This is a genomic window from Planococcus sp. APC 3906 (assembly GCF_030407685.1).
Lineage (GTDB): Bacteria > Bacillota > Bacilli > Bacillales_A > Planococcaceae > Planococcus > Planococcus koreensis.
Genome location: NZ_JASDCW010000009.1, coordinates 85,297 through 112,241, shown reverse-complemented (window position 1 = coordinate 112,241; position 26,945 = coordinate 85,297). Strand labels below are relative to the sequence as shown.

The 26,945-nt window shown below is 43.1% G+C and carries 19 protein-coding genes and 1 pseudogene; 16 read left to right on the top strand and 4 right to left on the bottom strand.

Going from position 1 to position 26,945, the window contains the following annotated elements:
- Positions 1–144 precede the first annotated feature (144 nt).
- The 6 genes from QMA09_RS07610 to QMA09_RS07585 all read left to right on the top strand — a co-directional run bounded on the left by QMA09_RS07610 (position 145) and on the right by QMA09_RS07585 (position 6,844).
- Complete coding sequence (locus tag QMA09_RS07610; RefSeq protein ID WP_290212647.1) at positions 145–1,083, top strand: ABC transporter permease; 939 nt, start codon at positions 145–147, stop codon at positions 1,081–1,083.
- A 16-nt stretch (positions 1,084–1,099) separates the two neighbouring features.
- On the top strand, positions 1,100–1,996 hold the full coding sequence (locus QMA09_RS07605; RefSeq protein WP_290212641.1) for a carbohydrate ABC transporter permease: 897 nt from the start codon (positions 1,100–1,102) through the stop codon (positions 1,994–1,996).
- An 18-nt stretch (positions 1,997–2,014) separates the two neighbouring features.
- Positions 2,015–3,616, top strand: a complete 1,602-nt coding sequence (locus QMA09_RS07600; RefSeq protein WP_290212646.1) for a type 2 periplasmic-binding domain-containing protein — start codon at positions 2,015–2,017, stop codon at positions 3,614–3,616.
- A 14-nt stretch (positions 3,617–3,630) separates the two neighbouring features.
- On the top strand, positions 3,631–5,094 hold the full coding sequence (locus tag QMA09_RS07595; RefSeq protein ID WP_290212640.1) for a glycoside hydrolase family 32 protein: 1,464 nt from the start codon (positions 3,631–3,633) through the stop codon (positions 5,092–5,094).
- A gap of 114 nt (positions 5,095–5,208) precedes the next feature.
- Complete coding sequence (locus QMA09_RS07590; RefSeq protein WP_290212639.1) at positions 5,209–6,165, top strand: carbohydrate kinase family protein; 957 nt, start codon at positions 5,209–5,211, stop codon at positions 6,163–6,165.
- Between the two features lie 73 nt (positions 6,166–6,238).
- Positions 6,239–6,844 (top strand): YesL family protein, encoded by a 606-nt coding sequence (locus tag QMA09_RS07585; protein ID WP_290212638.1) that lies wholly within the window; start codon positions 6,239–6,241, stop codon positions 6,842–6,844.
- Between the two features lie 128 nt (positions 6,845–6,972).
- Here QMA09_RS07585 and QMA09_RS07580 read toward each other — a convergent pair whose 3' ends face one another.
- A complete protein-coding gene (locus tag QMA09_RS07580; RefSeq protein ID WP_290212637.1) occupies positions 6,973–7,422 on the bottom strand; it encodes a hypothetical protein in 450 nt (149 codons plus the stop codon).
- Positions 7,423–7,672: 250 nt separating this feature from the next.
- Here QMA09_RS07580 and QMA09_RS07575 point away from each other — a divergent pair, with 250 nt between their 5' ends.
- Genes QMA09_RS07575 through QMA09_RS07550 form a run of 6 tightly spaced genes read left to right on the top strand, consistent with a single transcriptional unit; the run spans position 7,673 to position 16,957 of the window.
- Positions 7,673–8,089: a (deoxy)nucleoside triphosphate pyrophosphohydrolase gene (locus tag QMA09_RS07575; RefSeq protein ID WP_290212636.1), complete on the top strand. Its 417-nt coding sequence runs from the start codon at positions 7,673–7,675 to the stop codon at positions 8,087–8,089.
- A 7-nt stretch (positions 8,090–8,096) separates the two neighbouring features.
- Positions 8,097–10,988: a DEAD/DEAH box helicase gene (locus QMA09_RS07570; protein ID WP_290212635.1), complete on the top strand. Its 2,892-nt coding sequence runs from the start codon at positions 8,097–8,099 to the stop codon at positions 10,986–10,988.
- Positions 10,989–11,028: 40 nt separating this feature from the next.
- Positions 11,029–11,355, top strand: a complete 327-nt coding sequence (locus QMA09_RS07565; RefSeq protein ID WP_290212634.1) for a nucleoside triphosphate pyrophosphohydrolase — start codon at positions 11,029–11,031, stop codon at positions 11,353–11,355.
- The gene (locus tag QMA09_RS07560) at positions 11,348–13,771 is read left to right on the top strand and encodes a DEAD/DEAH box helicase family protein (RefSeq protein WP_290212633.1); all 2,424 of its coding nucleotides are present in this window, start codon (positions 11,348–11,350) and stop codon (positions 13,769–13,771) included. Before QMA09_RS07565 ends, QMA09_RS07560 begins: the two co-directional genes overlap by 8 nt.
- A 47-nt stretch (positions 13,772–13,818) precedes the next feature.
- On the top strand, positions 13,819–15,924 hold the full coding sequence (locus QMA09_RS07555) for an AAA family ATPase (protein WP_290212632.1): 2,106 nt from the start codon (positions 13,819–13,821) through the stop codon (positions 15,922–15,924).
- Positions 15,911–16,957, top strand: a complete 1,047-nt coding sequence (locus QMA09_RS07550) for a 5-methylcytosine restriction system specificity protein McrC (RefSeq protein ID WP_290212631.1) — start codon at positions 15,911–15,913, stop codon at positions 16,955–16,957. Before QMA09_RS07555 ends, QMA09_RS07550 begins: the two co-directional genes overlap by 14 nt.
- A gap of 226 nt (positions 16,958–17,183) precedes the next feature.
- On the opposite strand, the pseudogene QMA09_RS07545 reads toward QMA09_RS07550, so the two are convergent.
- The 3 genes and pseudogenes from QMA09_RS07545 to zwf all read right to left on the bottom strand — a co-directional run bounded on the left by QMA09_RS07545 (position 17,184) and on the right by zwf (position 20,904).
- Positions 17,184–17,768 (bottom strand): annotated as a pseudogene (locus QMA09_RS07545) (cyanophycinase).
- 167 nt (positions 17,769–17,935) lie between these two features.
- Complete coding sequence (gene gndA / locus QMA09_RS07540) at positions 17,936–19,351, bottom strand: NADP-dependent phosphogluconate dehydrogenase (protein ID WP_290212630.1); 1,416 nt, start codon at positions 19,349–19,351, stop codon at positions 17,936–17,938.
- A 107-nt stretch (positions 19,352–19,458) separates the two neighbouring features.
- Positions 19,459–20,904 (bottom strand): glucose-6-phosphate dehydrogenase, encoded by a 1,446-nt coding sequence (gene zwf, locus QMA09_RS07535; protein WP_290212645.1) that lies wholly within the window; start codon positions 20,902–20,904, stop codon positions 19,459–19,461.
- Between the two features lie 298 nt (positions 20,905–21,202).
- On the opposite strand from zwf, the gene QMA09_RS07530 reads away from it, so the two are divergent.
- The 4 genes from QMA09_RS07530 (at position 21,203) to QMA09_RS07515 (ending at position 26,938) form a co-directional block, all read left to right on the top strand.
- Positions 21,203–21,820, top strand: a complete 618-nt coding sequence (locus tag QMA09_RS07530; protein ID WP_290212629.1) for a cyclase family protein — start codon at positions 21,203–21,205, stop codon at positions 21,818–21,820.
- A gap of 331 nt (positions 21,821–22,151) precedes the next feature.
- A complete protein-coding gene (locus tag QMA09_RS07525) occupies positions 22,152–23,327 on the top strand; it encodes a cytochrome P450 family protein (protein ID WP_290212628.1) in 1,176 nt (391 codons plus the stop codon).
- A gap of 43 nt (positions 23,328–23,370) precedes the next feature.
- Positions 23,371–23,892, top strand: coding sequence for a GNAT family N-acetyltransferase (locus QMA09_RS07520; RefSeq protein ID WP_135501890.1), 522 nt, complete (start codon positions 23,371–23,373; stop codon positions 23,890–23,892).
- A 181-nt stretch (positions 23,893–24,073) separates the two neighbouring features.
- Positions 24,074–26,938, top strand: coding sequence for an ATP-binding protein (locus QMA09_RS07515; RefSeq protein WP_290212627.1), 2,865 nt, complete (start codon positions 24,074–24,076; stop codon positions 26,936–26,938).
- Positions 26,939–26,945: the final 7 nt, after the last annotated feature.

Sequence of the window (26,945 nt, the reverse complement as noted above, 5' to 3'; positions counted from 1 at the left end):
TCAACCGGTTAGCATATTTATAACAAGATAGATGTTTTCCATTTTTAAACTTCTATGAAAGCGTTACCGTAATAGGTGTTAATGGAATAATATAATATATTTTATTGATGAAGCCTAAGGAGGGGGAGAAATTACATGGCTAGAATGGTATCTGAGAAAACACTTCAAGCAACAAAAAGTAAAGAAAGCCGTAAAAACTATATCAAAAATAATTTTATCTTGTATTTGTTTTTAGTACCTGCTGTTGTCCTGGTTTTTATATTCAATTACATACCAATGTATGGGGTTACAATTGCATTTAAAGATTTCAGCCCGATCAAAGGAATTATGGGGAGTGAATGGATTGGTTTCGACCATTTCACTAACTTTTTACAATCTCCAAACTTTCAGCAAATATTCATGAATACGATAAAGTTAAGCGCATTCGAACTACTTATCGGATTTCCCATCCCTATCATTTTGGCTCTAATGTTAAATCAGCTGAGAAGGGCCAAAGTTAAAAAAAATATCCAATTAATCATTTATGCGCCGTATTTTCTTTCAACAGTAGTCATATCGGGAATGTTATTTATCTTTTTATCACCAGCAGGACCGATTAATGAATTTTTGACTTTGTTTCAAGATGAGCATGTTTCCTTTATGACAGACCCTTCTTATTTCAGAAGCGTATTCATTGCATCCAGTGTTTGGCAGGTTGCCGGTTTTTCATCAATAATCTATGTTGCTGCACTTTCGAATGTTGATCCGCAGCTTCATGATGCAGCCACGATTGACGGCGCTTCCCTTTTACAAAGAATCATTCATATTGACCTTCAAGTTTTAAAACCGACGATAGCGGTTTTGTTTATTTTAGCAGTTGGCGGAATTATGGGCGTTGGTTTTGAAAAAGCATATTTACTTCAAACGGACATGAATCTACCTGCTTCAGAGATTATTGATACCTATGTATATAAAAGAGGTTTGCAAGCAGGAGATTGGTCATTTGGAGCTGCTGTAGGATTATTCAATTCTGTTATTAGTTTGCTTCTACTAGTAGTTGCTAATACTGTTGTCAAAAAATTAAATGGTGAAACTCTTTACTAGAAGGGAGCACAATTCAATGAAATCTAAAATTGATCTTGTAAATAATTCGAAAACAGATAGAATGCTCCTCTTAGTGAACAAAGTGATTTTAATTTTAATTGTGCTCATTATTACTGCTCCACTTTTGTATGTGTTACTTGGCTCGTTTCTGTCTCCGAATGTATTGCTGACGAAAGGCATATCATTTAATCCGGATGACTGGACGATTGATGGGTATCGAAGGATTTTTGAAGATGGCTCCATCGTGAGAGGCTTTCTTAACTCGATTCTGTATGCTGGGGGCTTCTCGATCGTATCTGTATTGTTTTCCGTTCTTGCTGGGTACGCGTTATCCGTAGACAACCTAGCTGGAAAAAAGTTTTTTATGCTTTTCTTTATTGTCACAATGTTCTTCAATGGCGGGATGATCCCTACGTATTTGCTGGTTAAAGAGTTGGGTATGATCAATACGCCTTGGGCAATTATTTTGCCAGGGGCTGTCAGTGTATGGAATATCATCCTTTCCAGAACTTATTTTAAAGGATTGCCAAATGAACTGAAGGAAGCAGCAAGAATTGATGGTGCTTCAGATCTCAAAATATTTTTACAGATCATCTTACCACTGTCCAAACCGATTATTTTTGTACTGGCTTTATATGCTTTTATAGGCCAGTGGAATTCTTATTTCAACGCAATGATTTATCTCGAAGATCAATCACTTTATCCATTACAGCTCGTATTGCGTGAAATTCTTATCCAAAATGAAGTGCAGCCTGGAATGATTGCAGATCAGCTTGCAAGGGCTGAGATTCAAAAAATTGCAGAAATGATCAAGTATTCTTCTATTGTAGTTTCAAGTTTGCCTTTACTAATTATGTATCCTTTTTTCCAAAAGTATTTCGAAAAAGGTGTAATGGTAGGCTCATTAAAATAAGGAAAGCGGGGAATTATGATGAAAAAGAGTTTAAAAGCAGCTTCATTGCTGCTGATTATCGGAACAGTAATTTCGGGATGCAGCGGCAATGACAACGATACGTGGTCAGAGGATTATGGACTTTCGGACATTTCATTTCCGTTAGAAGAAAAAGTGACATTGAAGATCATGACACAAAGTTCACCTCTGGCACCTGAAGATCCAAATGAAAAGTTGCTTAATCAGCGATTGGAAGAGAATACAAATGTTCATATTGAATGGAGAAACTTTACAGGAGAAACATTTGGTGAGAAAAGGAATTTATCGATGACGAGCGGGGATATGCCAGATGCAATCCACAACGCTGGTTATAGTGATTATGAATTATTAAATCTGGCAGAAGATGGCGCGATTATTCCGCTGAACGATTTAATAGAAGAACACATGCCGAATCTGCAAGCAGTGCTGGAAAAAGCGCCGGAGTATAAAGACATGATGACGGCACCAGATGGGAATATCTACGCATTCCCGTGGATAGAAGAACTGGGCCAAGGAAAAGAAAGCATCCACTCTGTAGATAATTTCCCGTGGATAAACGTAACATGGCTAAAAGAATTGGGGCTGGAAATGCCTACAACAACGCAGGAATTAAAAGAAGTTTTAATCGCCTTTAAAGAGAATGATCTTGCCGGTGGCGGACAAACAATTCCGATGTCATTTATTGTGAATGATGGAGGACAGGACCCTGGGTTCTTATTCGGTTCGTTTGGTCTGGGCGATAACTGGGATCATACCGTTGTGACTAATGATGGAGAAGTTAAATTGACTTCCGGCGAAGAAGGATACAAAGAAGCTATCAAATTCATGAATGAATTGCATAAGGAAGAATTAATTGATATCGAAGCTTTTGAACAGGACTGGCCTACTTATGTAGCTAAAGGCCAAGAAGGACGCTACGGGATGTATTTTACTTGGGATAAAGCAAATATTTCAGGAGCGAATGACGATTATGCGCTTATGCCGCCTTTAAAAGGTCCGGATGGCCAAATAAATGTTGCCAGAACAAATGGGATGGGTTTTGATCGTTCGAAAATGGTGGTTACAGGTGCCAACCAAAACCTTGAACTAACGGCAAAATGGGTAGATGAATTCTATAATCCCCATCAGTCTGTACAAAACAACTGGGGTACTTATGGAGATGAAGATATGCAGAATATCTTTGAATTTGATAAAGAGAAAGATATGTTGAAACATCTCAGCCTAGAAGGGACTGCACCTGTTGAATTACGGGAGAGAACTTCAGTCGGAGGGCCATTGGCAATATTGGACAGTTATTATGGAGAAATAACGACAAAGCCAGATGATGCTGCGGAGAGATTGGAGTTAATGAAGGATGTCATGGTTCCGCATATGAAAGCGGATAACATATATCCGAAAGTATTTTTCAGTTTAGAAGAATTAGAGCGTCTTTCTACTATAGAAGCAGACTTAGTGCCGTATATTCAGCGGAAAAAAGCTGAATGGATTGCAAAAGGAACTGTAGAGGAAGAGTGGAACGAATACTTGGAGGAACTGAATCGTCTTGGTTTACAGGACTGGCTAGAAATCAAACAAAAAGGTTATGACCGAACTGCTATGTAATGGAGGAGAACTAATTGACAAAACAAGAAATACTACAATACAGACCTAGTTTGCATTTTTCAACAAAGAAAAATTGGTTAAACGATCCGAATGGATTGGTTTATTTTAAAGGTGAATATCATTTGTTTTTTCAACACAATCCTAATGAAAATATTTGGGGACCTATGCATTGGGGACATGCTGTCAGCAAGGACCTGATTACTTGGGAGGAACTTGAAATAGCCTTATATCCGGATGAAAACGGAACTATTTTCTCTGGAAGTACCGTAGTGGATTGGGATAATACGACAGGATTCTTTCCGGATGAGCCAGGCCTAGTAGCTATCTTTACGCACCACCAGGATGGCAGTGCTGAGATAGCGCATAAGCAAACGCAAAGTTTGGCGTATAGTAAAGACAATGGACGAACTTGGGTGAAATATGAAGGGAATCCTGTACTTTCTCATATATCCAAAAGTGATTTCAGAGACCCCAAAGTCTTTCACAATGCGGAAACAGAAAAATGGATTATGTCATTAGCAACAGGCCAAACGATTTCTTTTTACTCTTCATCCAATTTGATAGATTGGGAGTTTGAAAGTGAGTTTGGTGATAACGAAGGTTCCCATGATGGCGTATGGGAATGTCCCGACCTGTTTAAACTAAAGGCAGAAGATAAAGGAGAAGAAAAGTGGATTTTGATCGTCAGTATCGGTGACAATGGAATTTCAAGCACAGGCTCGCGTACACAGTATTTTGTGGGTACTTTTAATGGTTCTGTCTTTACTTCGGAACATGATGACATCAGGTGGCTGGACCATGGGCGAGACAATTATGCGGGTGTAAGCTTTTCGGATATTCCGGAGGAGGATGGACGCCGGATTTATCTGGGTTGGATGAGCAATTGGAGATATGCCAATGTGGTGCCTACGGATGGATGGAGACATCAGATGACGATACCAAGAGAGCTTCATCTTCGGAACGTAGAAGGGAAATATAAAGTCATTCAATTCCCGGTGGAAGAACTCGATTCATATTTTGAAAGAACTGTAGATCTCCAAAACTATGAAGTAAATCCTTCTAATCCAAAGAGAATTGAAGTGAATGAGCGATATGTGGACTTATTCTTGGATGTAGATAATGATGCGGATCAATTTGGCATTACGTTGAATCATACGTCAACCCATATCACCACGCTCGAGTATGATGCATTAAATCACGCGATCTTGTTAAATAGAAGAAATTCCGGCAATGTGGAATTTTCCGATATGTTCTCAACGGATCAAGAACTTAAAATGAGTGAGAGAAATCAAGTTCAATTACGGGTGATTATTGATAAATGCTCTATTGAAATCTTTATCAATGATGGAACTTATGCTATAACAAGTTTAGTCTATCCGGACGAAACCTGCGAAAGCATAACGCTTTATAGCCGGGGTGGAAATACGACCGTGAAAAATGGGTATATTGCAATTCCTGCTAAACATGTAACATTATAAAATAGGAACTTTCATATGATTTAGGTACTTAGGAAAGAGGAAGCATTTGATTGTTTCCTCTTTTTTAAATTTCAAGAATAAGATCGTTAGAAATTTAATGAAGGGAGTAGGAAAATGAATAAAAATGCTTCTGTAGTTTGTATCGGAGAGTTGTTAATCGATTTTTATTGTAAAGATGCAGGAGATAATTTAGTGGACGGGAATATTTTTGAAAAACAGGCGGGTGGAGCACCTGCTAATGTGTGTGCAGCCATTGTGAAATTAGGTGGAACTGCGTTGTTCTGCGGAAAAGTTGGAAATGATCCGTTCGGCAATTTCTTAAAAAAAACGTTGGAAGAAATACATGTGGATACTTCCATGCTTGTATTTGATAATGTGAATCCGACTACATTGGCCTTTGTTTCTTTGATGGAGAATGGGGAACGGGACTTTTTTTTCAATAGGGGAGCTGATGCATTTTTAAAGGAAGAGGAGTTGGATAAAGGGAAATTAAAGGAAGCTGCCATCCTCCATTTTGGATCTGCCACTGCTTTACTGGAAGGGCCGTTCCAATCTACATATTTGAATACAATGAAGCTGGCAAAAAAAGAAGGGCAATTTGTTTCGTTTGATCCTAATTACAGATCAGATCTCTGGAAAGGGAATAAATCTGATTTTATAGAGTTAACAAAACAAGGGATTGCAATAGCAGACTTTGTAAAAGTCAGTCAGGAAGAATTAGCGATTATTACGGGTACAGAGGATTTTAGCAGCGGGATCGAGCTTCTGCATCAAATGGGGCCGAGCTTGATTGCCCTTACACTAGGAAAAGAGGGAACGTTAATTTCCATTGGCCACAAACAAGAAATAATTCCAAGCATTGAAATAGATTCTATAGATACGACGGGTGCGGGCGATGCGTTTGTTGGCGCTATGCTGTACCAGCTTGCCCAAGAAAAGGATCCAAAAGAAGTTCTGCAGGACTTTGAGAAAATCAAAAAAATAACGCATATAAGCAATAAAGTTGGCGCAATTGTTTGTACACGAGTAGGGGCAATTTCTGCTCTCCCAACTTTAGATGAAGTTATATAATAGATAGGTAAATAAATCAATACCATCAGCTGCAGAATCAATTTTGCCAGCTTAAATGGGGGTACATGAAATTATGTTTGGCACACAATGGTATATGCGATTAGGGAATTGGGGATTTAATTTAGTGTTGTTAAATTTATTATGGCTATTGTTTTCCTTTTCCGGTTTGTTGGTAGTAGGAATTTTCCCTGCGACTGCCGCGTTATTTGCGGTTATGAGGCTTATGATCATGGAATCAGATAATGGCTCCATGATAAAGTTGTTTTGGGCTAAATTTAAATCGGAGTTCGTAGCAGCCAATGTTGTGGGTTATGTGATGCTGCTCATTGGACTGGTGTTGTATACAGATTTAAAAGTACTGCATTATGTAAATCAGGATACGCTTTATACAATCCTGATGAGCACGACGATAGTTGTTATATTCATATACGTTCTCAGTTTGTTGTACATCTTCTCGGTTTTTGTTCACTATGATTTAAAGATTTGGCAGTACCCAAAGCATGCATTCATTCTTGTCATTGCCCGGCCATTGCACACGTTAATAATGGCCATTCTTGTCGTCTCTATCCTTTTCCTATATCTACAATTGCCAGTATTGATCGTTCTTTTTGGAATAAGCTTGATTAGTTATGTATTGATGAAATTCTCCTATTTATCTTTTTCAAAGGAAAGCGTTTAATCGAAGTTACTTATTTAAGGGAACTGCACAATAACTGTAGGGAATAAATAAAAAAGGCTCTCCAAAGTATATGGAAAGCCTTTTTCCTATTCATTTGATAAAAAGTAGACCGTTTGCATCGCAGGAAGTTAAGAAGACGGGAAAGCCTTCTTTTTAGACTGCAATCCCTTTAACCATTTTGCATACTTCCGATGATTCGGTTCCCAGCTGCGAATCGTTTCTTGCAGTTTCACGAGATCCTGCATGTATTGATAAATTTCAGCGGAAAAAATCCCGTCTTGTCCTTCAAGGCGGTAATAATCCCAAAATGGCTCGAGTGCTTCGTCTAGCCAGTCGGTTAAATCTGTTTTCTTAGGATAGCCAAAGTAAATACTTTTGTGCAAGTCCTCTTCGTAATGCATCATCCACTCGCTGTAAATCCATCTCATCGCTTCGTAATCATCCGTATAAGGATGATCAAAATCATCCGGCCCTCCTTCAAATTCGTCAAAACAATCATCCGAACAAAATACATTCCCTGTGCTGTCTACCCGCCGTTCTATTAGTGTTTTTTTTCTGCATACTTTACATCGTTTCATGCTACCCCTCCTTGTCTATTAGGAATATACATAGGGATTTTGAAAAGTGTTATGGCAAAGTAAGAAATGAATTAATAAAATCATCTGGAAATATTTTGATGTCTTAATTTTTTTTGTGAAATAAAAGTTTATAATATAAACAGTGGTGAAAATAAAGTCTTAGCATCTGAATGATTTAAAGCCAAATAATGATAGCTTAAAAGCGAGAATCTTTTAACGGTATATAGAGAATATTCAAGGAGGTAAGGATTTGAACTCATCTCAGAAAAAAAACATCCATGTTGTAGGAGCGGTCATCACAGACGGAGAAAAAATTCTATGTGCCCAGCGTGGTACTGAAAAAGCATTGCCGAAGCTATGGGAATTTCCAGGTGGCAAGATTGAAGAAAACGAATCGCCGCAAGAGGCCTTGCGGCGTGAGATAAAAGAAGAAATGCATTGTGAAATCGAAATAGGTAAACAAGTAGAACACACTGTTTACGAATATGATTTTGGTATTGTCCATTTAACAACTTTCTACTGCAAATTACTCGAAGGTACGCCGGTATTAACGGAACACATGGCGATTGAATGGCTAAAACCAAACGAGTTGGAGCAAGTAGAATGGGCTCCGGCGGATATTCCAGCGATCGAAAAAATAGCGCGCACGTTTGTTGCGCAAAGGTAGGAACAGTATGAATATATTGCAAAACCTGCAAGAATCATTGTACAAAGGCTTTATCGATCAAACTTTGCAAAGTGGCGAGCGCTTCAAACCAACGCTGCTCGTCAATAATGCTACAGAAAATGTACTGAACACCTTACTTGAAGAACTGGATCACTGCGATTCTTTTTTATTCTCGGTGGCGTTCGTTACAGAGAGTGGCTTAGCCACATTAAAATCCCATTTTTACGACTTGAACCGCAAAGGCATTAAAGGACGGATTTTAACTTCAACGTTCCTAAATTTCAACCAACCGAAGGTCTTCAAAGAGCTTTTGAAAATCTCGAACGTTGAAGTGCGTTTGGCCAATAAAAAAGGATTTCATTCAAAAGGCTATATCTTTAATCACGACACCCACCATTCTTTAATTGTAGGAAGTTCAAACCTTACGGCGAATGCCCTTAAAGTGAACTATGAATGGAACGTTAAACTCACTTCTCTGGAAAACGGAGAAATAGTGAACCACTTTAACGAACAATTCGAAGATGTGTGGGGCGATTCAATCCCGTTGACAGAAGAATGGATCCAGTATTACGAAAGTACATATGTACCAATTCCAACCAATCCAGTAACAAGTCTCGTAACCGAATTTCCTGGAATTTATAAACCGAACGCGATCGAAGAAGTGTTAAAAATCAAGCCAAATAAAATGCAGCAAGCTGCACTTCAAGAAATACAGCTTGTGCGAGAAGCCGGAAACGATAAAGGCTTAGTCATTTCAGCCACAGGAACAGGGAAAACGTACTTATCAGCATTTGATGTTCGCAGTTTTGCGCCTAAGCGGATGCTGTTTATCGTCCACCGTGAACAAATTTTGCAAAAAGCAAAATCGGATTTTCTTCAAATTCTGGGTGGGGCCGAAGAAGACTTTGGCATTCTTTCAGGATCGTCGCGGCAAACAAACGCGCGTTATTTATTTGCGACCATCCAAACGATTTCGAAAGAAGACACGCTGCGCCAGCTCGATCCTGAAACCTTCGACTATATTTTGATCGATGAAGTGCACAAAGCTGGAGCGAAATCGTACCAAAAAGTCATTGACCATTTTAACCCGAAGTTTTTGATGGGGATGACTGCGACGCCGGAACGCACAGACGATTTTAATATTTACGAACTGTTCGATTACAATATCGCATACGAAATTCGCTTACAAGAAGCATTGGAAGAAGACATGCTGTGTCCGTTTCATTATTTCGGGGTAACAGACATCGAATACGAAGAAGGCGTGATCGATGAGACTACTCTGTTTTCCAAGCTAGTAACTGATGAACGGGTCGATCACATTCTTCAAAAAATCAATTATTACGGGCAGTCCGGTGAACAAGTGAGAGGCTTGATGTTTTGCAGTCGAAAAGACGAAGCGGAAAAATTGTCCTTCGAGTTAAATACGCGAGGATTGCGTACGATTGCATTAACAGGAGATCATTCGCAAGAAGAGCGTGTGCGTCAAGTCGAACGATTGGAAAACGGCTTCCTTGACTATATCTTAACGGTCGATATCTTCAATGAAGGAATAGATATCCCGAGCGTCAACCAAGTGGTCATGCTGCGCCAAACACAATCGAGCATTATCTTTATCCAACAGCTCGGTCGCGGTCTTCGCAAGCACGATTCCAAAGAATACGTCACGATTATCGATTTTATCGGCAATTACAAAAACAATTACTTGATCCCTGTCGCCTTGTCTGGCGATCGCTCCCAAAACAAAGACAATATTCGCCGTCATATGAAAGACACCAGTTACATCAAAGGTGTTTCGACCGTGAACTTTGAAGAAATCGCAAAGAATCGCGTTTTTAACGCAATCAAGCGAAGCAATTTAACCGATATGAAGATATTAAGAGATGCGTATATCGAATTGAAAAATCGCCTTGGAGAAGTGCCAAAACTCCAAGACTTCATTACGCATAATTCGTTGGATCCGCTTGTGATTGTAGGGAAATACGTGAATTATTATCGATTCTTGTTGAAATTAAAAGAAATCGAGCCGGTTTTATTAAGCTATGAAGAACAAGTGATCACGATGCTGTCTCAAGAAATCTTAAACGGCAAGCGCAAGCATGAAGTTTTATTGCTCCACATGCTGCTAAGCGAAGTAACAGTATCCCAAGAAGAATTTCTTCATCAATTAAAAGCACAAGAATGTGCGACCAATGAAGAAACCCTCAAATCGGTCGAACGCATCTTTAACTTGTCGTTTTTTAATCAGGCAATGCAGAAAAAATACGGAAACCAACCGATTGTCATACGAGAAGCATCAAACAACTGGACGTTTAACACAATAATTACCGAGCGCTTAAAAGAAAATCCGATTTTTAAAGACATGCTCATCGATATCGTAAACAGTGCAGCTGCGCTTAACGAACAATATTCGTGTGAAAAGGCCTTAACGTTATACAAGAAGTACACCCGAAAAGATGCGTGCCGCTTATTAAACTGGAACAGTGATGAAAGCTCAACCATCTACGGCTACAAAACAAAGCACGGCACATGCCCCATCTTCGTCACGTATCACAAGCACGATGAAGTCGAATCGAGCGTTGCGTACACAGAAGGCTTTATCAATCCCGAAGTCTTCAAATGGTCAACACGAAGCAATCGAACTTTAGCATCCGAAGAAGTGATCAAAATCATCCATGCAAAAGAACAAGGGATTGACTTGCATCTCTTTGTTAAAAAAGACGATGACGAAGGTGGCGACTTCTATTATTTAGGCGAAGTGGCACCAGATAAAAATATGATTGAACAAAGCACAATGGAAGATAAGAATGGGAAAGAGATACCTGTGGTGCATATGGGAATGGTGATGGAGAAAGCTTTAAATAGCAAGTTGTATCAATATATTACGAGTGAGGAAATATAAAGCCGTTATAAAATTAATGATTTAGAGGAGGATTTTTCTAATGCCGATTTACAACAAACTAGTACGCGATCTAATACCTAACGTAATCACCAAAACAGGCAAAGAATTTTCTACACGCATTTTGCCCGAAGATGAATATATAGTAGAACTGAAAAAGAAACTAAGCGAAGAACTCCAAGAATACAACGAAGCAAAAACTGATGAGGAAGCGGTAGAAGAGCTTGCGGACATTTTGGAACTGCTCCATGCTGCGGTGAAGATTCACGGTTCTTCTGTTGAAAAACTGGGAGAAGTCCGTAAAGCCAAAGCAGAAAAACGTGGTGGCTTCGAGCAGCGCATCTTTTTAATTGAGGTAGAAGATGATTAAGCTGGAGCTTGTTACAGGTCAGTTGATCAACCATTTGGAGAGGTTGGCAAAAGAGGCAGTAGAGATTCATTGGATTACGGCTTTTGCTATGAAATCAGGGGTTCGAATGATTCTGCCTACCCTCCAGCAAGCTGCAGAAAAAGGGGTGCCGATTAAATTGCTTGTCGGCGATTACTTGTTCGTCACCCAGCCGGAAGCGCTGCGGATGTTGCTTGAACAGGCGCCGGAGGCTGAAGTGCGGATCTGGAAAAGTGGCGGGACGTCGTTCCATCCGAAATCTTATTTGTTCCGCGGGACTGAGAACTCGCACCTGATTGTAGGGTCTTCAAATCTATCTGCCTCTGCACTGACGACAGGTGTGGAATGGAGCTTAATCGCGCCGGCGTCAGTGGATTCGGAAGTGTTTGAAGAAGCAGTGATGCGCTTTAATGAACATTTCTATGGGGAGCAAACTGTCCCGCTGAACCAAGAAACTTTGGCAGAATATGAAGCCTTACATAAAGAAGCAAATATAAAGCGTCCAATCAGTCCGGTATGGTCAGAGGCCGAAGAAGTCGAAATGACAGTTGGCCCTACACAGCCAGGGATGGTAGTGGATCCGCCGGTTCCCTACTTAACCAATATTACACCGCGCCCCGCGCAGCAAGAAGCGCTGGCGGCGTTGGAAAATGCGATGGCCGAAGATTATAGCCGGGCGATGGTGGTACTCGCAACAGGCCTTGGAAAAACCTATTTAGCCGCATTCTTTGCGGAGAGATTCAAGCGTGTACTCTTCGTGGCGCACCGGGAAGAAATCCTTTACCAGGCGGAGCAATCCTTCAAGCACGTCTATCCAGATCGGACGAGCTCTTTCTATAATGCTTCCCATAAAGAAACCGAAGCGGATTTTATCTTTGCTTCTATCTACACTTTGGGGAGCCAGTATCATTTGGATCGGTTCGCCAAAGATGAATTTGATTTGATTGTCGTGGATGAATTCCATCACGCAGCAGCGCCGACGTATGAGCGGCTGCTCGACCATTTCGAACCGCAATTCTTGTTGGGAATTACGGCGACGCCTGACCGGATGGACAATAAAGACGTCTATGCGCTATGCGATGGGAACATCGCAATTTCCATTCATTTTCTGGATGCGATTGAACGCAATTGGCTGTCACCGTTCAACTATTTCGGCGTTTATGACGATACGGATTACTCCGCGATTCCGTGGCGTGGCACACGCTATAGCGAGCAGGAATTGATGCAGGTGCAGCTGAGGGAAGATTTTGCGCAGAAAATTTTGGAGGCCTGGAAACAGCACAAGCAGACGCGAACTATCGTCTTTTGTTCATCCGTCAAGCAGGCGCAGTATATGGATTCTTTCTTCAAGCAACAGTGCATTAGCTCGATGGCATTGCATGGCGGCTCTCCTACTGAAGAAAGAAGAGGCGCTAGAGAACGCTTGGATTCTGGAGAGCTTGAAGTAATCTTTACAGTAGACCTGTTCAATGAAGGGGTAGACATTCCGAAAGTAGATACGCTTCTTTTCATTCGCCCGACCGAATCGCTCGCAGTCTATACGCAGCAGATTGGTCGCGGCCTGCGCATTGCGGAAGGGAAATCACATTGCGTAATCATTGATTTTATCGGTAATTACCGCAATGCGGATTTAAAGCTGGCGGTTTTTGACCAAGGAGGAGAAGGCAAAGGGAACAAAGCCATCGATCCCTTGGTGCCGGCAATATGCGGCTTCAACCTTGATCTGCAAGTGGTCAATCTGCTGGAAGAGATGCGTAAGAAGAGAGCCCCACGCAAAGAATTGTTGGTCATGGCATACCGCGAGCTAAAGAAAGAGCTCGGGCGGCGTCCGTCCTATTTGGATTTTCACTTGCATGCTAATGCAGCGTCTAAAACCGTTAAACAGGAATTTGGTAGCTATTTCGGGATGCTGGCATATGCTGATGAGTTAGCTGACGATGAAAATGACGTTTGGCACAATTACAGAAAGTGGTTTTTGGAAGTCGAAAGAACTGGTATGAGCAAAAGCTATAAAATGGTGCTGTTAAAATACATGCTTTCCCGTGGGGCGAGGGATTGGGTCAAGCCAGTTTCACCAATCCAAGCCGCTCCTTTCTTCCATTCTTACTTAATGGAGAAAGAGTACCGCTTCAAAGCTGATTTCAGTGATGCCAAAGGCAAAGGATTGCGCAGCTACGATGAAAAGAAGATTGCTTTCTTGATTGCGGACATGCCGATGACGAAATGGAGCGGCAGCGCTAAAGAGAATCTGATCGTTTTTGAAGGAAAAGATGCTTTTTCAGTTAATCTAACGCCTGCAGATGAAGAACTCGAACTTCTCTATAAATGGACAGAAGAAATAGCAGAGTATCGGCTACATAATTACTTTGAAAGAAAAGCAGATAAAAACCCTTGTTAATATAGTGAACTACTATAATTTAGGGAAAAAATTTTTGGAGGTACGCTATGAATGATGATTTGATTACTCAAAAAGAAAAATACAAAGCTTGGGTGACAGAAAACTTAGGTGAAAAGACAGGTATATGGTATGCGCCATATCTTGAAAAACTAGGACAGCTACTAGAGAAGTTTGGATTAGAGAACGTCTATAAAGAAAATTTCTTTGAATATCAATCATATTCGGAGTTTAAAAATATCTATCAGCAAATGACTGAACAAAGCGATGAGGATATTGAGAAATTCGTGACTGGTAAAGGTACACCTCGATATCCACAAAAGTTTGGTACGACAAGAATTCAATTTAGAAGAAAATATGCAGAAGATGAATATGAAAAAGGCATTAGAAGTAAACCAGATAATATTGGCGGAATCCCCGATTGGGGCGTATTAATGCGTTCATATTTAATATTTTTATATTATGATGAAAATCCAACTTTAATTTATCCGAAAAAAGAGAAAAAAATTAAGGATAATGAAGATGGAATTGATAAGAGTATTAATTATTGGGTGATTTCTCCAGGCGAAAATTCTAAATTATGGGACCAATTCCTAATGGATAATATGATTGCACTTGGTTGGGATTACTTAGGTGATTTAGGTGATTATGATTCAAAGGAGTCTGTTGAACGGAAAATGACTGAACAAAGGGCAGATGGGGTGCGCCCTACCAATGATACAAAAGCTGTGTGGGATTTTTATCATGAAATTCAAACAGGGGATACTATATATGTGAAAGAAGGAATAAAAAAAATCTTGGCGCGCGGAGTTGTTATGGGGGATTATTACTTTGACAATGAAGCATCAGAGTACAAACATAGAAGAAAAGTGGAATGGCATCAAGTTGGAAAGTGGGAAATTCACCAGACTTTTGCTCAAAAAACATTAACATGCCTTAATTCTTATCCGACTCTTATTCAAGAAATTGATCAAGTAATGAATGAAGGTTTTATTGACTCAAAAGATGCTGACGTAAATGAATTTCGAATTTGGTTGTCTAATCAAGTTACTGATACAGGAGCTAGCTTGAATGATATAACAATTAAACAAAAAGTAAGCGCATTAAAGGATATAGAGCAACATTTTGAGGCTTCAATTTTTGGTGAAACAGATATTGAACAATTAAAGCAATTGAAAGATATCGTGGTAGCTGATGAAATCTACAAAAAATATAAAGGTGTATCGGGAAGTTCAATTGATTATTACATCCGTTTTATAAAATCCAAGCCTACAGTACAGGAAAATGAACCGTATACAATGGATGAATTTCTTTCGGAAGTTTTTATTGAGAAGAAGGATCTTAACCGTCTAATTTCGTTGCTTGAAAATAAGAAAAATCTTATCATGAAAGGTGCACCGGGTGTAGGCAAAACTTTTATTGCCAAACGGTTAGCTCATGTAATGATGGGTGAAAAAGATGAAACGCGTATTCAAATGGTTCAGTTCCATCAAAGCTATAGTTACGAGGACTTTATCGAAGGATTCCGTCCAAAAGCTGAAGGAGAAGGTTTTGAACTGAAACAAGGTCCGTTTGTGAATTTTGCTAGAACCGCAGCTCGAGATCCCGAACGAGATTACTTTTTTATAATCGATGAAATTAATCGTGGAAACATGAGTAAGATATTTGGAGAATTAATGATGCTTATTGAGACTGATAAGCGAGACGTGCAAATCAATCTTCTTTACTCTAACGATAAATTCTCTGTGCCGCCAAATTTATACATCATTGGAATGATGAATACGGCAGATAGAAGCTTAGCTTTACTAGACTACGCACTTAGAAGAAGATTTTCATTTTTTGAAATTAAACCAGCATTTCAAAATGATACATTTAGTTCTTATGTAAATGAATTAGAGAATCCAGAAGTTTTGAATCGTGTCGTTGATGAAATTAGAAGCTTAAACAATCAAATTATTGAAGATCTAGGGACAGGTTTTCAAATCGGGCATAGCTACTTTGTTGGTGATGCCTATAAAGTAGATACTGCAAATCGCTTAGAGGAAGTAATCGAATATGAAATTATTCCACAGCTATTTGAGTATTGGTTTGATAATGAACAAAAAGCAAATGACTGGGCTGAGCGACTAAGAGGCTGTTACAATGGAGAGAAATAGTAGTATTCCAATTCGTAATATTTACTATATGCTTTCTTATGCATATCAAACGTTAAATCTTTCTGAGTATAAACAAATCGGAACAGAAAATTTTGAGAATGTACAAGATCTTTACGCAGAAATTTTATCGGTGGGTATACCTGTGTTGTTACGCGGGGGATTAAATAAAGATTATATAAGTGTTGAAGAAACTTCCAATGTGATTAAAGGGAAAGTTGATATTAATACTACGATAAAGAAAAATACATTGGTAAATAAAAAAGTTTCTGTGGTTTATGATGAATTCTCTGAAAATATATTGCTGAATCAAATTATTAAAGCAACACTGGTTTACCTATCACGCTCAAATAAAATAAGTAGAAAAATGCGTAGATTGTTTTACGGTTTTCTACCTTATTTTACTGAGGTATCGGATGTAGAGCTAGATTTGAAGCTATGGAGAAACGTCAGGTATAACCGTCAAAACATTCGCTATCAATTTATTGTTGATGTGTGTCGCTATCTTTATGAGCAATTATTATTTGATGAAAGTTCTACATCTCAGATAATGAAAGAGCTGCAAGACGAACAAAGGTTGTCATCTTTATATGAAAAGTTTATTTATGCATTTTTCAAGCGCGAAACAAATTATGAAGTATCTCGTTCTCAAATTCAATGGAATGTTGATGATGGCTTCACAGAGGCATTACCGATTATGCAGACAGATCTTATACTTCAACAAGATAACAAAACATTGATAGTGGATGCGAAATTCTATTCAGAGAATATGGTGACAAGGTTTGAAGGCGGAACTGCAAAACAGAAGTCCAGCAATCTTTATCAGATATTTACATATATAAATAATTGGAAAAAAGGGTCGGATGAAACGGTTGCAGGTATGCTGCTTTATGCGAAAACAAGCGCATTAAATCAACCTAACCATATTTATCAGGTTAAAGGTAATCAGATCTTTGTTGTATCTCTTGATTTACAACAAGATTTTATCGGCATAAAGAAAAACTTATTGTCACATGCTGATAAATTTTTTATATAACCTTATAAATGTACTTTTTCTATAATTTAAGAAATTACGAGGGAACTGCTAAATGTTTTAGAAGAGAAGCGGAGCCGGTTATTTCATCGAGAACTTAAAATACAAACCTGAGTTCTCTTATGAGAGCTCAGGTTTATTTTTTAAAACTTTTCTTAGCCAATCTATGTTCACCAAAGAAATACTTTTTTGAGGCGAGAAACTCATTCGCTCAATCCATCTCCAACATCTAAAACGTCTCATCCAATTTCTGAATACCTGAGTGGGAAATTAAATATATATCGCCAAGAATATCGATTTTGTCTCCCTTAGTACGAAGTGCGCAATCCTTGTTCGACGCATAAATCTTCATTTCTTTCGATAGGAGAGACAGTTCGTCCTGAACCAGTGACATGTTGTTTTCGAGATCAAAATGAGACAGGATCGAAAAATCGTTCAAGGCGATTCCATCGTAAAAAGTACTTGTTTCCACGTCATAGCCAAAGTTTTTTGATCGGCTCTGCTAATTCATAGTCCATCAAAAACCCATTTTGTTCAATCATATCTCCACCCAGCAGAAAAATGGCAGAGGCGTTTGCTAATAAGGTGTGGGCCTCTTCTTTCTGCACGCGATAATTGATCAAATGGTATTCATCAAAATGGAGTCCGGCATGGTCCAGCCACGAACGTTCAGTAGCGCCATCAGCTTCATCAACGAATGGAGTTGAGCTGATCATCACCAGTGATTTTCGATCAGTTATGTCTTTCTGCAACACTTTTTCAGCTTTTCTGGGAAGAAGTTATTGAACCAACCTAAATAATAATGTGTTTTCATAAGTACCTCCGGCAGCAAATTATCAATACTAGTCATTTTAGCTTACATCAAATTTCATGCCAAAACCTAATTTACCCATAGAAAAAAGCCGGTTCGCGATGAACCGGCTTTTTTCTATGGGATGGATATCAATTTCTTGTCTGGCTGTTTGGCTCAATCCGCATTTTTTATTGCTCAGAAGACCAATCCGTATGGAAAATGCCTTCTTTGTCTACGCGCTTGTAAGTATGGGCGCCGAAATAATCCCGCTGTGCCTGGATTAAGTTCGCTGGCAATACCGCAGAACGGTAGCTGTCGAAATAAGCTAATGCGCTTGAAAAGGCAGGTGCCGGAATTCCTTGCTGGATGGCCAACGAAAGTACTTCGCGAAGAGAAGACTGGTATTCTTCGACGATGTCCTTGAAGTACGGATCCACCAATAAGTTAGGCAGTTCGGGATTGCGGTCGAACGCCTCTTTGATGTTTTGCAGGAACTGCGCACGGATGATGCAGCCGCCGCGGAAAATCATGGCGACGTCGCCGTACGGGATGTTCCAGCCGTATTCGACAGAAGCTGCGCGCAATTGGGCGAAGCCTTGGGCGTACGAACAGATTTTGCTCATGTACAAAGCTTTGCGGATCGCTTCAATCAGTTCCTGGGAAGGTCCTGCAGGAAGCTTCGGTTCAGGGCCAGTCAATAACTGGCTTGCGGCCACGCGCTCGTCCTTGATGGCCGAGATGAAGCGGGCAAAGACCGATTCTGTGACGATCGGCAGGGAGACGCCCAAGTCCAATGCGTTTTGGCTTGTCCATTTCCCGGTGCCTTTTTGTTCAGCTGCATCGAGCACCTGGTCGAGCAACGGATTGCCGGTTTCTTCATCTTTTTTGGCCAAAATGTCTGCGGTGATTTCGATAAGGTAGCTGTCCAGCTCCCCTTTATTCCATTCCGCGAAGATGCCATGCATGTCCTGTGCGCTAAGCCCGAAAGCCTGTTTCATGATGAAATACGCTTCGGAAATCAGCTGCATGTCGCCGTATTCGATGCCGTTGTGGACCATTTTCACGTAATGGCCGGCACCAAGAGGCCCCATATAGGTGCTGCAGGGAACGCCGTCGACTTTCGCTGAAATGGCATCGAGAATCGGCTGGACGTGTCCGTAGGCTTCTTTCGAACCGCCGGGCATGATGGAAGGGCCGTTGCGGGCGCCTTCTTCGCCGCCGGAAATGCCGGCCCCGATAAAGTGCAGGCCAGCCGCTTCGATGGCCGCTGTCCGTCTGTTTGTGTCTTGAAAGAACGAATTTCCGCCGTCCATCAGGATATCGCCTTTTTCAAGATGGGGAATGAGCGATTCGATGACCGAATCGGTCGTGCCGCCGGCCTGGACCATCATCAAAATTTTGCGCGGCGTTTCCAGGGAAGCGACGAATTCTTCGATGCTGTAAGCGCCTTGGATGTTTTTTCCCTGCGCCTCTTTGGCGGACAGTTCATCGACCCGCTCTGTCCAATAATCATAGACCGCTACCGAAAAGCCTTTGTTTTCCATATTCAATGCGAGGTTCGTGCCCATTACGCCTAAACCGATAACACCGATTTGCTGTTTCATAGTATTCTGCTCCATTCCTTATGGTGTGTGATACACCGATTTTTTCTATTTCATGTTCTAATGCTTCGTTTGCAGGTACCAGTTCCTTAGGGAAGCCGGCATCCGTGTTACCACCATTTATGCTGTTTTTGCTGCAGCAATTCTTCTGCCGCTTCGGGGCCCGTTGAACCTGCGCGGTACGCATGCAACGGCAACAGGTCTTCCTGATAAGCGTTCAATAATGGCTCGATCCATTCCCAGGACAGTTCGACTTCCCGCCAATGGGCGAAAAAGGTCGAATCGCCGAGGATGGCATCAAACAGCAGAAGTTCATAGGCTTCAGGCTGGTTTTCTGAACTGGTGGAGAAGTCGATCCATACCGGCTTGAACTGATTGCCGGATGCTTCTTTCAAGTTGACGCGCAGCGAAATGCTTTCGTTCGGACTGATTTCAAGCACCAGCAAATTGGGGGAAGTGCCTTTCAAGCGGTCTGAATCGACCATCTTGTGCTTGAATTCGACGACAATCTGTGTGGACTTTTTGTTCATCCGTTTCCCTGTGCGGATATAAAACGGGATTCCCTCCCAAGATGGATGGTCAATCGACAAGCGTGCTGCGAAATACGTGTCATTCTTGGAAGACGTTTCAACGCCTGGTTCCTCTTTATAGCCGGTAACCGGTGCATCATGGATTTCGCCGGCTTCATATTGGCCGCGGACCACATGCTGATGCGCTTCTTCTTTGCGGATCGTCCGAAGAGAAGCGAGGATTTCTGTTTTCTTCGTCTGGATTTTATTGTCCGTTAAATTCTCCGGCAGGTAGAGCGCAGTCATCATGACAAGCTGAAGAAGGTGGTTCTGCACCATATCGCGGATCGCACCGGCTTTATCGTAATAATCAGCGCGGGTTTCCACTCCGACAATTTCACTGGCTGTAATCTGGACGTTGGAAATCAGTTTTTGGTCCAGCAAGGAGTCCAGCACCGGATTTGCCAGAATCAAGGTATTCAGGCTTTGCACCATCGGTTTCCCCAGGTAATGATCGATTCGGTAAATTTCATTGTCGTGGAATGTTTTCAATAACTTATCATTTAATTGCCGGGCCGTTTCCACATCGCGCCCAAATGGTTTTTCGATCACGAGGCGTTTCCAGCCTTTGTTTTGGTCGAGGCCGCTTGCGTGGAGGTTGGTCGTGATGACATCCACTAAACTTGGCGCCACGGACAGATAGAACAGCCGGTTTTCCGGAATCCCCAGTTCTGTTTCCCGCGCTTCAACCAATTTGAGCAGGTTCTCGTACGATTCTTTGACGGTGGCGTCAAACGTGAAATAGCGGAATTTTGTTAAAAACGCCTGCAAATTTGAAGGGTCAACGCTTCTTCTGGAATAGGCGCAAAGCGCTTTTTCCACTTTCGATTGAAATGCCTCGTCTGAAGCATATTTTCTGCCCAAACCGATGATCGAGACCGTGTCCGGCAATTTTCCATCGAGATACAAATTATATAAAGCAGGGAATAATTTTCGCTGTGCCAAATCTCCCGTCGCGCCGAATAAAATAAAGGTCATGTCTTCCATGGACCAATTGTTTGGAGATTCGATGAACCCATCTTCAGGATTGGCTTCTGCTATTGGTCTTTCAGTGTTCATACATTAAATCCTCCTAATTTCATCAAGCTGATTTTCACCATGGCTGAGTATTGCAACAGTTTTTAGTATAATGATTTATGCGCTGTAATGTAAGTATGCGGCTTGAAAAATCCTTATTATTCACGCTGGCGCTTTTTTAATATTTTTTTCACTGGACAGTTTGCTCCAAAACATGCGAAGGTTTAAACAACGGCAGACAACTAGCCATACTGAAAGGGTTGATTTGATGAAAATGTACGATATCACAGGTTCGATTTATGAAGGCATGACCGTCTACAAAGATAAACCGGAGAAGCAGCCGAAACTCAATCAGCAAACGAACGGCTATGTCACAGAAACGCGTCTGGAATTGGATGTCCATACCGGCACGCATATCGATGCACCGCTTCACATGATGGTTGAAGGCGAAACATTCGAATCGGTCCCATTGGATAAATTGGTCGGGCAATGTAAAGTGCTCGATCTGACCAAGGTCGAGAATGCTGTATCAAAAGCGGATCTGGAAGGATTCGGGCTTCAAAAGGATGATTTTGTTTTATTCAAAACAAGAAATTCGTTTGAAGAAGCTTTTGACTTCGACTTTGTCTACTTGGCGAAAGACGGCGCAGACTATCTGGCCGAAGTCGGCATCCGCGGTGTGGGCATCGATTCGCTTGGCGTCGAAAGAAGCCAGGAAGGGCATCCGACGCATAAAGCCCTGTTCGCGAACGACATCATTATTATCGAAGGGCTGCGCTTAAAAGAAATTGAGCAAGGCGATTACTTTATGGTCGCAGCTCCTTTAAAATTGATTGGCACCGATGCTTCACCTGCCCGGGTATTGCTGTTTGAGGGACTTGTGTAAAAAGCCTCGGCGTGTCCGATCTTGTGGATAAACAAACGCATAAGCGGTTTTTGAACTTATCCACATGTGCATAAGTCGGATTCGGCGATTTGCCGGTCTGACTGGAAAGAAAAATCATATCGTGAATGAAAGAAGCTTCTCCGTGGACTCAGGGGGAAGCTTCTTTCTGTTTGAAATCCGTATTTATTTCAATCAAGCTTATAAATTTTTCGGGAGTTGGTTCACCCACAACAGCCAAAAATTTAACGGTAGGCCCGAATTGAAATAAAACCGAATGACCGCGAAGTTTTGCTGCTGAGCGGGTATAGGATACAAAAAGGAGATGAAGCCAATGAACGAAGATTTATTTTCCTCATCATTCATCCAAAATCCGTACCCGGCGTATTCAAAACTGCGGCAGATGGATCCGGTGCATTATGTCCACTTTCCGGATGGCCAGCGGGGCTGGCTGGTGACGGGGTACGAAGACGGGGCAGCTGTGTTGAAGGATGGCCGTTTCATCAAAGATTATTCGAAGCTCTACGGCGGCAGCATGGGCGAGATGTCGGTCTTTACCCAGAACATGCTGTTCTCCGACCCGCCGGACCATAAGCGACTGCGCGGGCTCGCACAAAAAGCGTTTACACCAAAAATGATTTCCGGCATGCGCGGGCGCATCCAGGAACTGACGGACGAGCTGCTTGATAACCTTGAAGGAAAAGGCACAGTTGATCTCATCGACGAGTTCGCGTTTCCGCTGCCGATCATCGTCATTTGCGAAATTTTGGGGGTGCCGTCGGAAGACCGCGACAAATTCCGCCTGTGGTCGAACTCGATGATTGAAGGCACGAGCGGGGAGATTGGCGTCAGTGTCTATCAGCACATGAACCAGTTTATCCAATACCTCGGGCAATGGTTCCAGCAGGTACGCGAAAATCCCGATGACGGCTTGATCAGCAAATTGATCGAAGCGGAAGAAGAAGGCGACCGGCTGTCCGAAAAGGAATTATACGGCCTCGTTTCGCTGCTCATTATTGCCGGGCACGAAACCACGGTCAACCTGATCGGCAACACGGTGCTTGCGCTCATGGCAAATCCGGAGCAGCAGGAAATGCTGCGGCAGGAGCCGGAACGGGTGCCGCAGGCGATTGAGGAGTCGCTGCGTTTCAATGGGCCGGTAGAATTCAGCACGTCGCGCTGGGCAAGCGAAGACATGGACTTCCGCGGCAAGCAGATCCACCGCGGCGATGTCGTGGTGGTAGCGCTGAATGCGGCGAACCACGATCCTGCTAAATTCGATGAGCCGGAACGCTTCGACCCTTCGCGCGAAAAAAATCCGCACCTGGCATTCGGCATGGGCATCCATTTTTGCCTCGGCGCGCCGCTTGCCCGCCTAGAAGGCGAAATCGCCATCTCGAGCCTGCTGTCCCGCTTCGCAGACATCCGGCTGGCCGTAGATGAAAGCGAGTTGGCGTGGCGGCCGGGCATGATCGTGCGCGGGGTCAAGGAACTGCCTGTTTCGTTATAATAAGAAGACAGCCACACAACATCGTCACTTAGGAGGAATGTTAGTGCCGCAAGCCACAACCCCTAGATTGCAAATCATCACGTTCGAACTCGATATGATCAAAGCGCTGCTCGAAGGACCCGAAGAGCTGGAGAAACGGATTCCCTACCGCGTGCCTGCCGACTACCCGATGGACGTCTACAAGCAATTCTTTCCGTATAAAATCGAACGCTTCACCGGGCAGCCGGAAGAGAATCGGTGGGAAGGGCTGATCGTCCACAAGGAAAGCCGGACGATTATCGGCGACATCGGCTTTAAAGGCAGCCCGAACGAAAGGGGCGAGATCAACCTCGGCTACAGCATCCTGCCGCGCTATCAAGGCGCAGGCTACGCAACAGAAGCGGCCGTTGGCATGGTCGACTGGGGGCTGGCGCAGCCGGGCGTCCAAAAGATCACGGCGACATGCTCGCTGGACAATCACGCATCGATCCGTGTGCTGCAAAAAGCGGGACTGGTGCAGGTGCGGGAAGACGACAAGAAAATCTATTGGTCGTCTCCCGAAGAACTGAACGATCCAAACGAGTGAAAACAAGGAAATGCCGATTCACAATGAATCGGCATTTTTTTATGGAAATTTCCGCAACGACTTTTGGAAGTATCATTCATTATAAAAATAAAAAAGCATATATATGGAAGTATCAATCGATTATACTTAAGACAATTCCCAAAAGGGAAACAACGCAGAAAAGAATCCAGGAGGCACGTGCATGCGGAATTCAGCAGAAAAAGGGATTAGGCATAAGTATTTAAGGTTAACCATTTCGTCGCTGTTAATCTGTTCGGTGGTCATCACCGGCATTTATTTTTACATCAACGCGCAGCAGCAGGAACAGGAAGCTGCCTACAACGAATTGATCGAGAAACAGGAAAAGCTGAAAGAACTTTCGCAGTCGTTGAATCAGCTATTTTTCCGGGCGCGCGGCTTTTATGCGTTCCAAAACGAACGGGAGCTGGATCTGGCCTATGTCGAACTGGAAAGCTTGAAAAATACGATCAAGCAGATGAATGCGTTGCCGTTGACCGCGGAAGAACGGGAGCCGATCGCGGATTTAAGCGAGTTTTTGGTGGCGTACGAAAACGAAGTGCTTGCGAATTCCATTGCGGCCGTGCGGGCGGATGATTATGCGCTCTTGCGGGAGCTGTCGCAGGACGGCACCAACTCGACGGTGAATGCCTTTGTGGCATTTGCGGCGGACAACGAGCGGGCTTCTGAAAAGGCCTTGCGGCAATTGAACCAGGATATCTTGAAGCAAGCCGAGAATTTCGCTTTCTTGCTGACGCTGCTGTTCCTCCTGTTGTTCGTTATTATCGCGATGGTCATTTTGCGGGCGTTGAACGATATCGTCAAGCCATTGGAAGGCATGCGGGAATCGATCGAGGGCTTTGTCAGCGGCGAGGACGTTTCCTATAAGCCGCTTGACCGCACGGATGAACTGGGCGTGCTGTCGATGACATTCCACAACATGATCAAGACCATCCAAGGCAACCAGGAAGAGCTGACTACCCAAAACCAGGCCTTGCTGCTGAATAAAACCGAATTGCAGGAAAAGCAGATCAAGCTCGAAGAATCGCTGGAAGAAACCGAGAAGACTAAAGACCGGCTGATCCGCTTCAATGATTTGAATCACGTGCTGTCGTTCACTTTGGACAAACAAAAGCTTGCCAATGCGACGATCCAATATTTCAATGATGTGTACGACATCGATACCGGTGTGCTATGGCTGCCGAAATCGGGTGAGTTTGCCTTGACGGGTTTCACCGGAGCGATGTTCCAGCAATTCCGGGAAGAGCGCATGCCGTATCTCACGGCCCGCTTAAAGGACCGTGAATCGTTCACGATGAAGCGGGAAGCGCTGCATGAAAAAGGCTTTGCCGTGGAGAAAGTCTATGTATACGATTTATACGCCGCGGTGAAAAACGAGGAAAAAGATGACGTCGCGCTGATCGGCTTGTCGCGTGTGGGCCGGGCTTTCTCGAAAGAAGAAGAGCAGGACATCAGCGGGCTGCTGAATCAGATGCACCTCGCGATCGACCGCATCCAATTATATGATGCTGCCATCCATGAACGGACGCTGAACGAGCGCATCATCAATAACATCAACGAAGGCATCCAGTTCATTTCGAAAAGCGGCACGATGGTGCAGCACAACGACACGATGTGCGCGATGCTGTATTGCGGAGACGTGCCGCTTGATGCGCACGTCGACCAGGAGGTGTGGATCCAGTCGATGTCCGAACAGACGACCACGCCGGAAGCGATGCTCGCATTCTTGCGCAAATGCATCGAAGCGACAGATTCCGCGTCGAACACATTCCAATACACCATCAAAGAACCGTACGAGCGTGTGATCGACGTCTACAGTACGTCTGTTATCGTCGACAAAGAAAAGACAGGGACCATTTTTGTGCACCGGGATGTGACGCGTGAGCACGAAGTGGACAAGATGAAGTCCGAGCTTGTCAGCACCGTCAGCCATGAACTCCGCACGCCGCTGTCGAGTGTGCTCGGATTTACCGAGCTGCTGCTGAACAAGCAGCTGAAACCTGAAAAACAGGAGCGCTATTTAAAAACGATCTACAAAGAAGCGAAGCGCCTGACCAATTTGATCAACGACTTTTTGGACCTGCAGCGCATGGAATCCGGCAATCAGGTCTACCGCATGGGCAAATTGTCGATGAGCGAGATGATCATCGAGACGGCCGAGAAATTCCGCACACAAAACTTGCATCCAATCGTCTTCATCGACGATGCTTCGGATGTCATGATCGAAGGTGACCGGGAGCGCCTTGCACAGGTATTGATGAATTTGATCGGCAACGCCATCAAGTTTTCGCCGCAGGGCGGGAATGTGACGATTTCGCTGAAAAATGATTTCAAGAACTTGCACGTCACGATTCAAGATCAAGGAATCGGCATTCCAGCAGAAGACATTCCGAAATTGTTCTCGAAATTCCAGCGCATCGACAATAGTTCGCGCCGCAAAATCGGCGGCACCGGACTCGGCCTTGCAATTTGCCAGGAAATCATCCTGAAGCACGACGGCCATATCTGGATCGATTCGCAGGAAGGGCACGGCACGGCCATTCATTTCGAGCTGCCGCTGCTCACTGAAACTGTCGAATACACCGCTCACGAAGGCGCCGAAGAAAACCCGCCGGTGATGATCGTGGAAGATGATATGAGCCTGGCCCTGCTGCTGTCGGAAGAACTGAAGCTGAACGGCTTCAAAGTGATTTACCACACCAGCCCGGAAGAAGCGTTCAAAGAAGCGAAACGCACGCCGCTCGTCGGTGCTGTGATCGACATCATGCTCGGCGAGGAATTGAGCGGCTGGGACCTGGTTGACATGATGAAAAAGGATGACGCTACGAAAGGGATTCCGATCGTCATTTCATCGGCGCTGGACCCGATCGCCGACGTCCGCAAAATCACGCAAATCAGCCATTATTTGACGAAACCGTACGCGCCGGTCGATTTATCGAAAGTGATGAAGCTGCTGCTGGATGGCCAGCACCAAAACGGCGTTATTTTTTACCCGGAAAAAGAAACCGTGCCAGGTGGAAATGATTGAATACAAC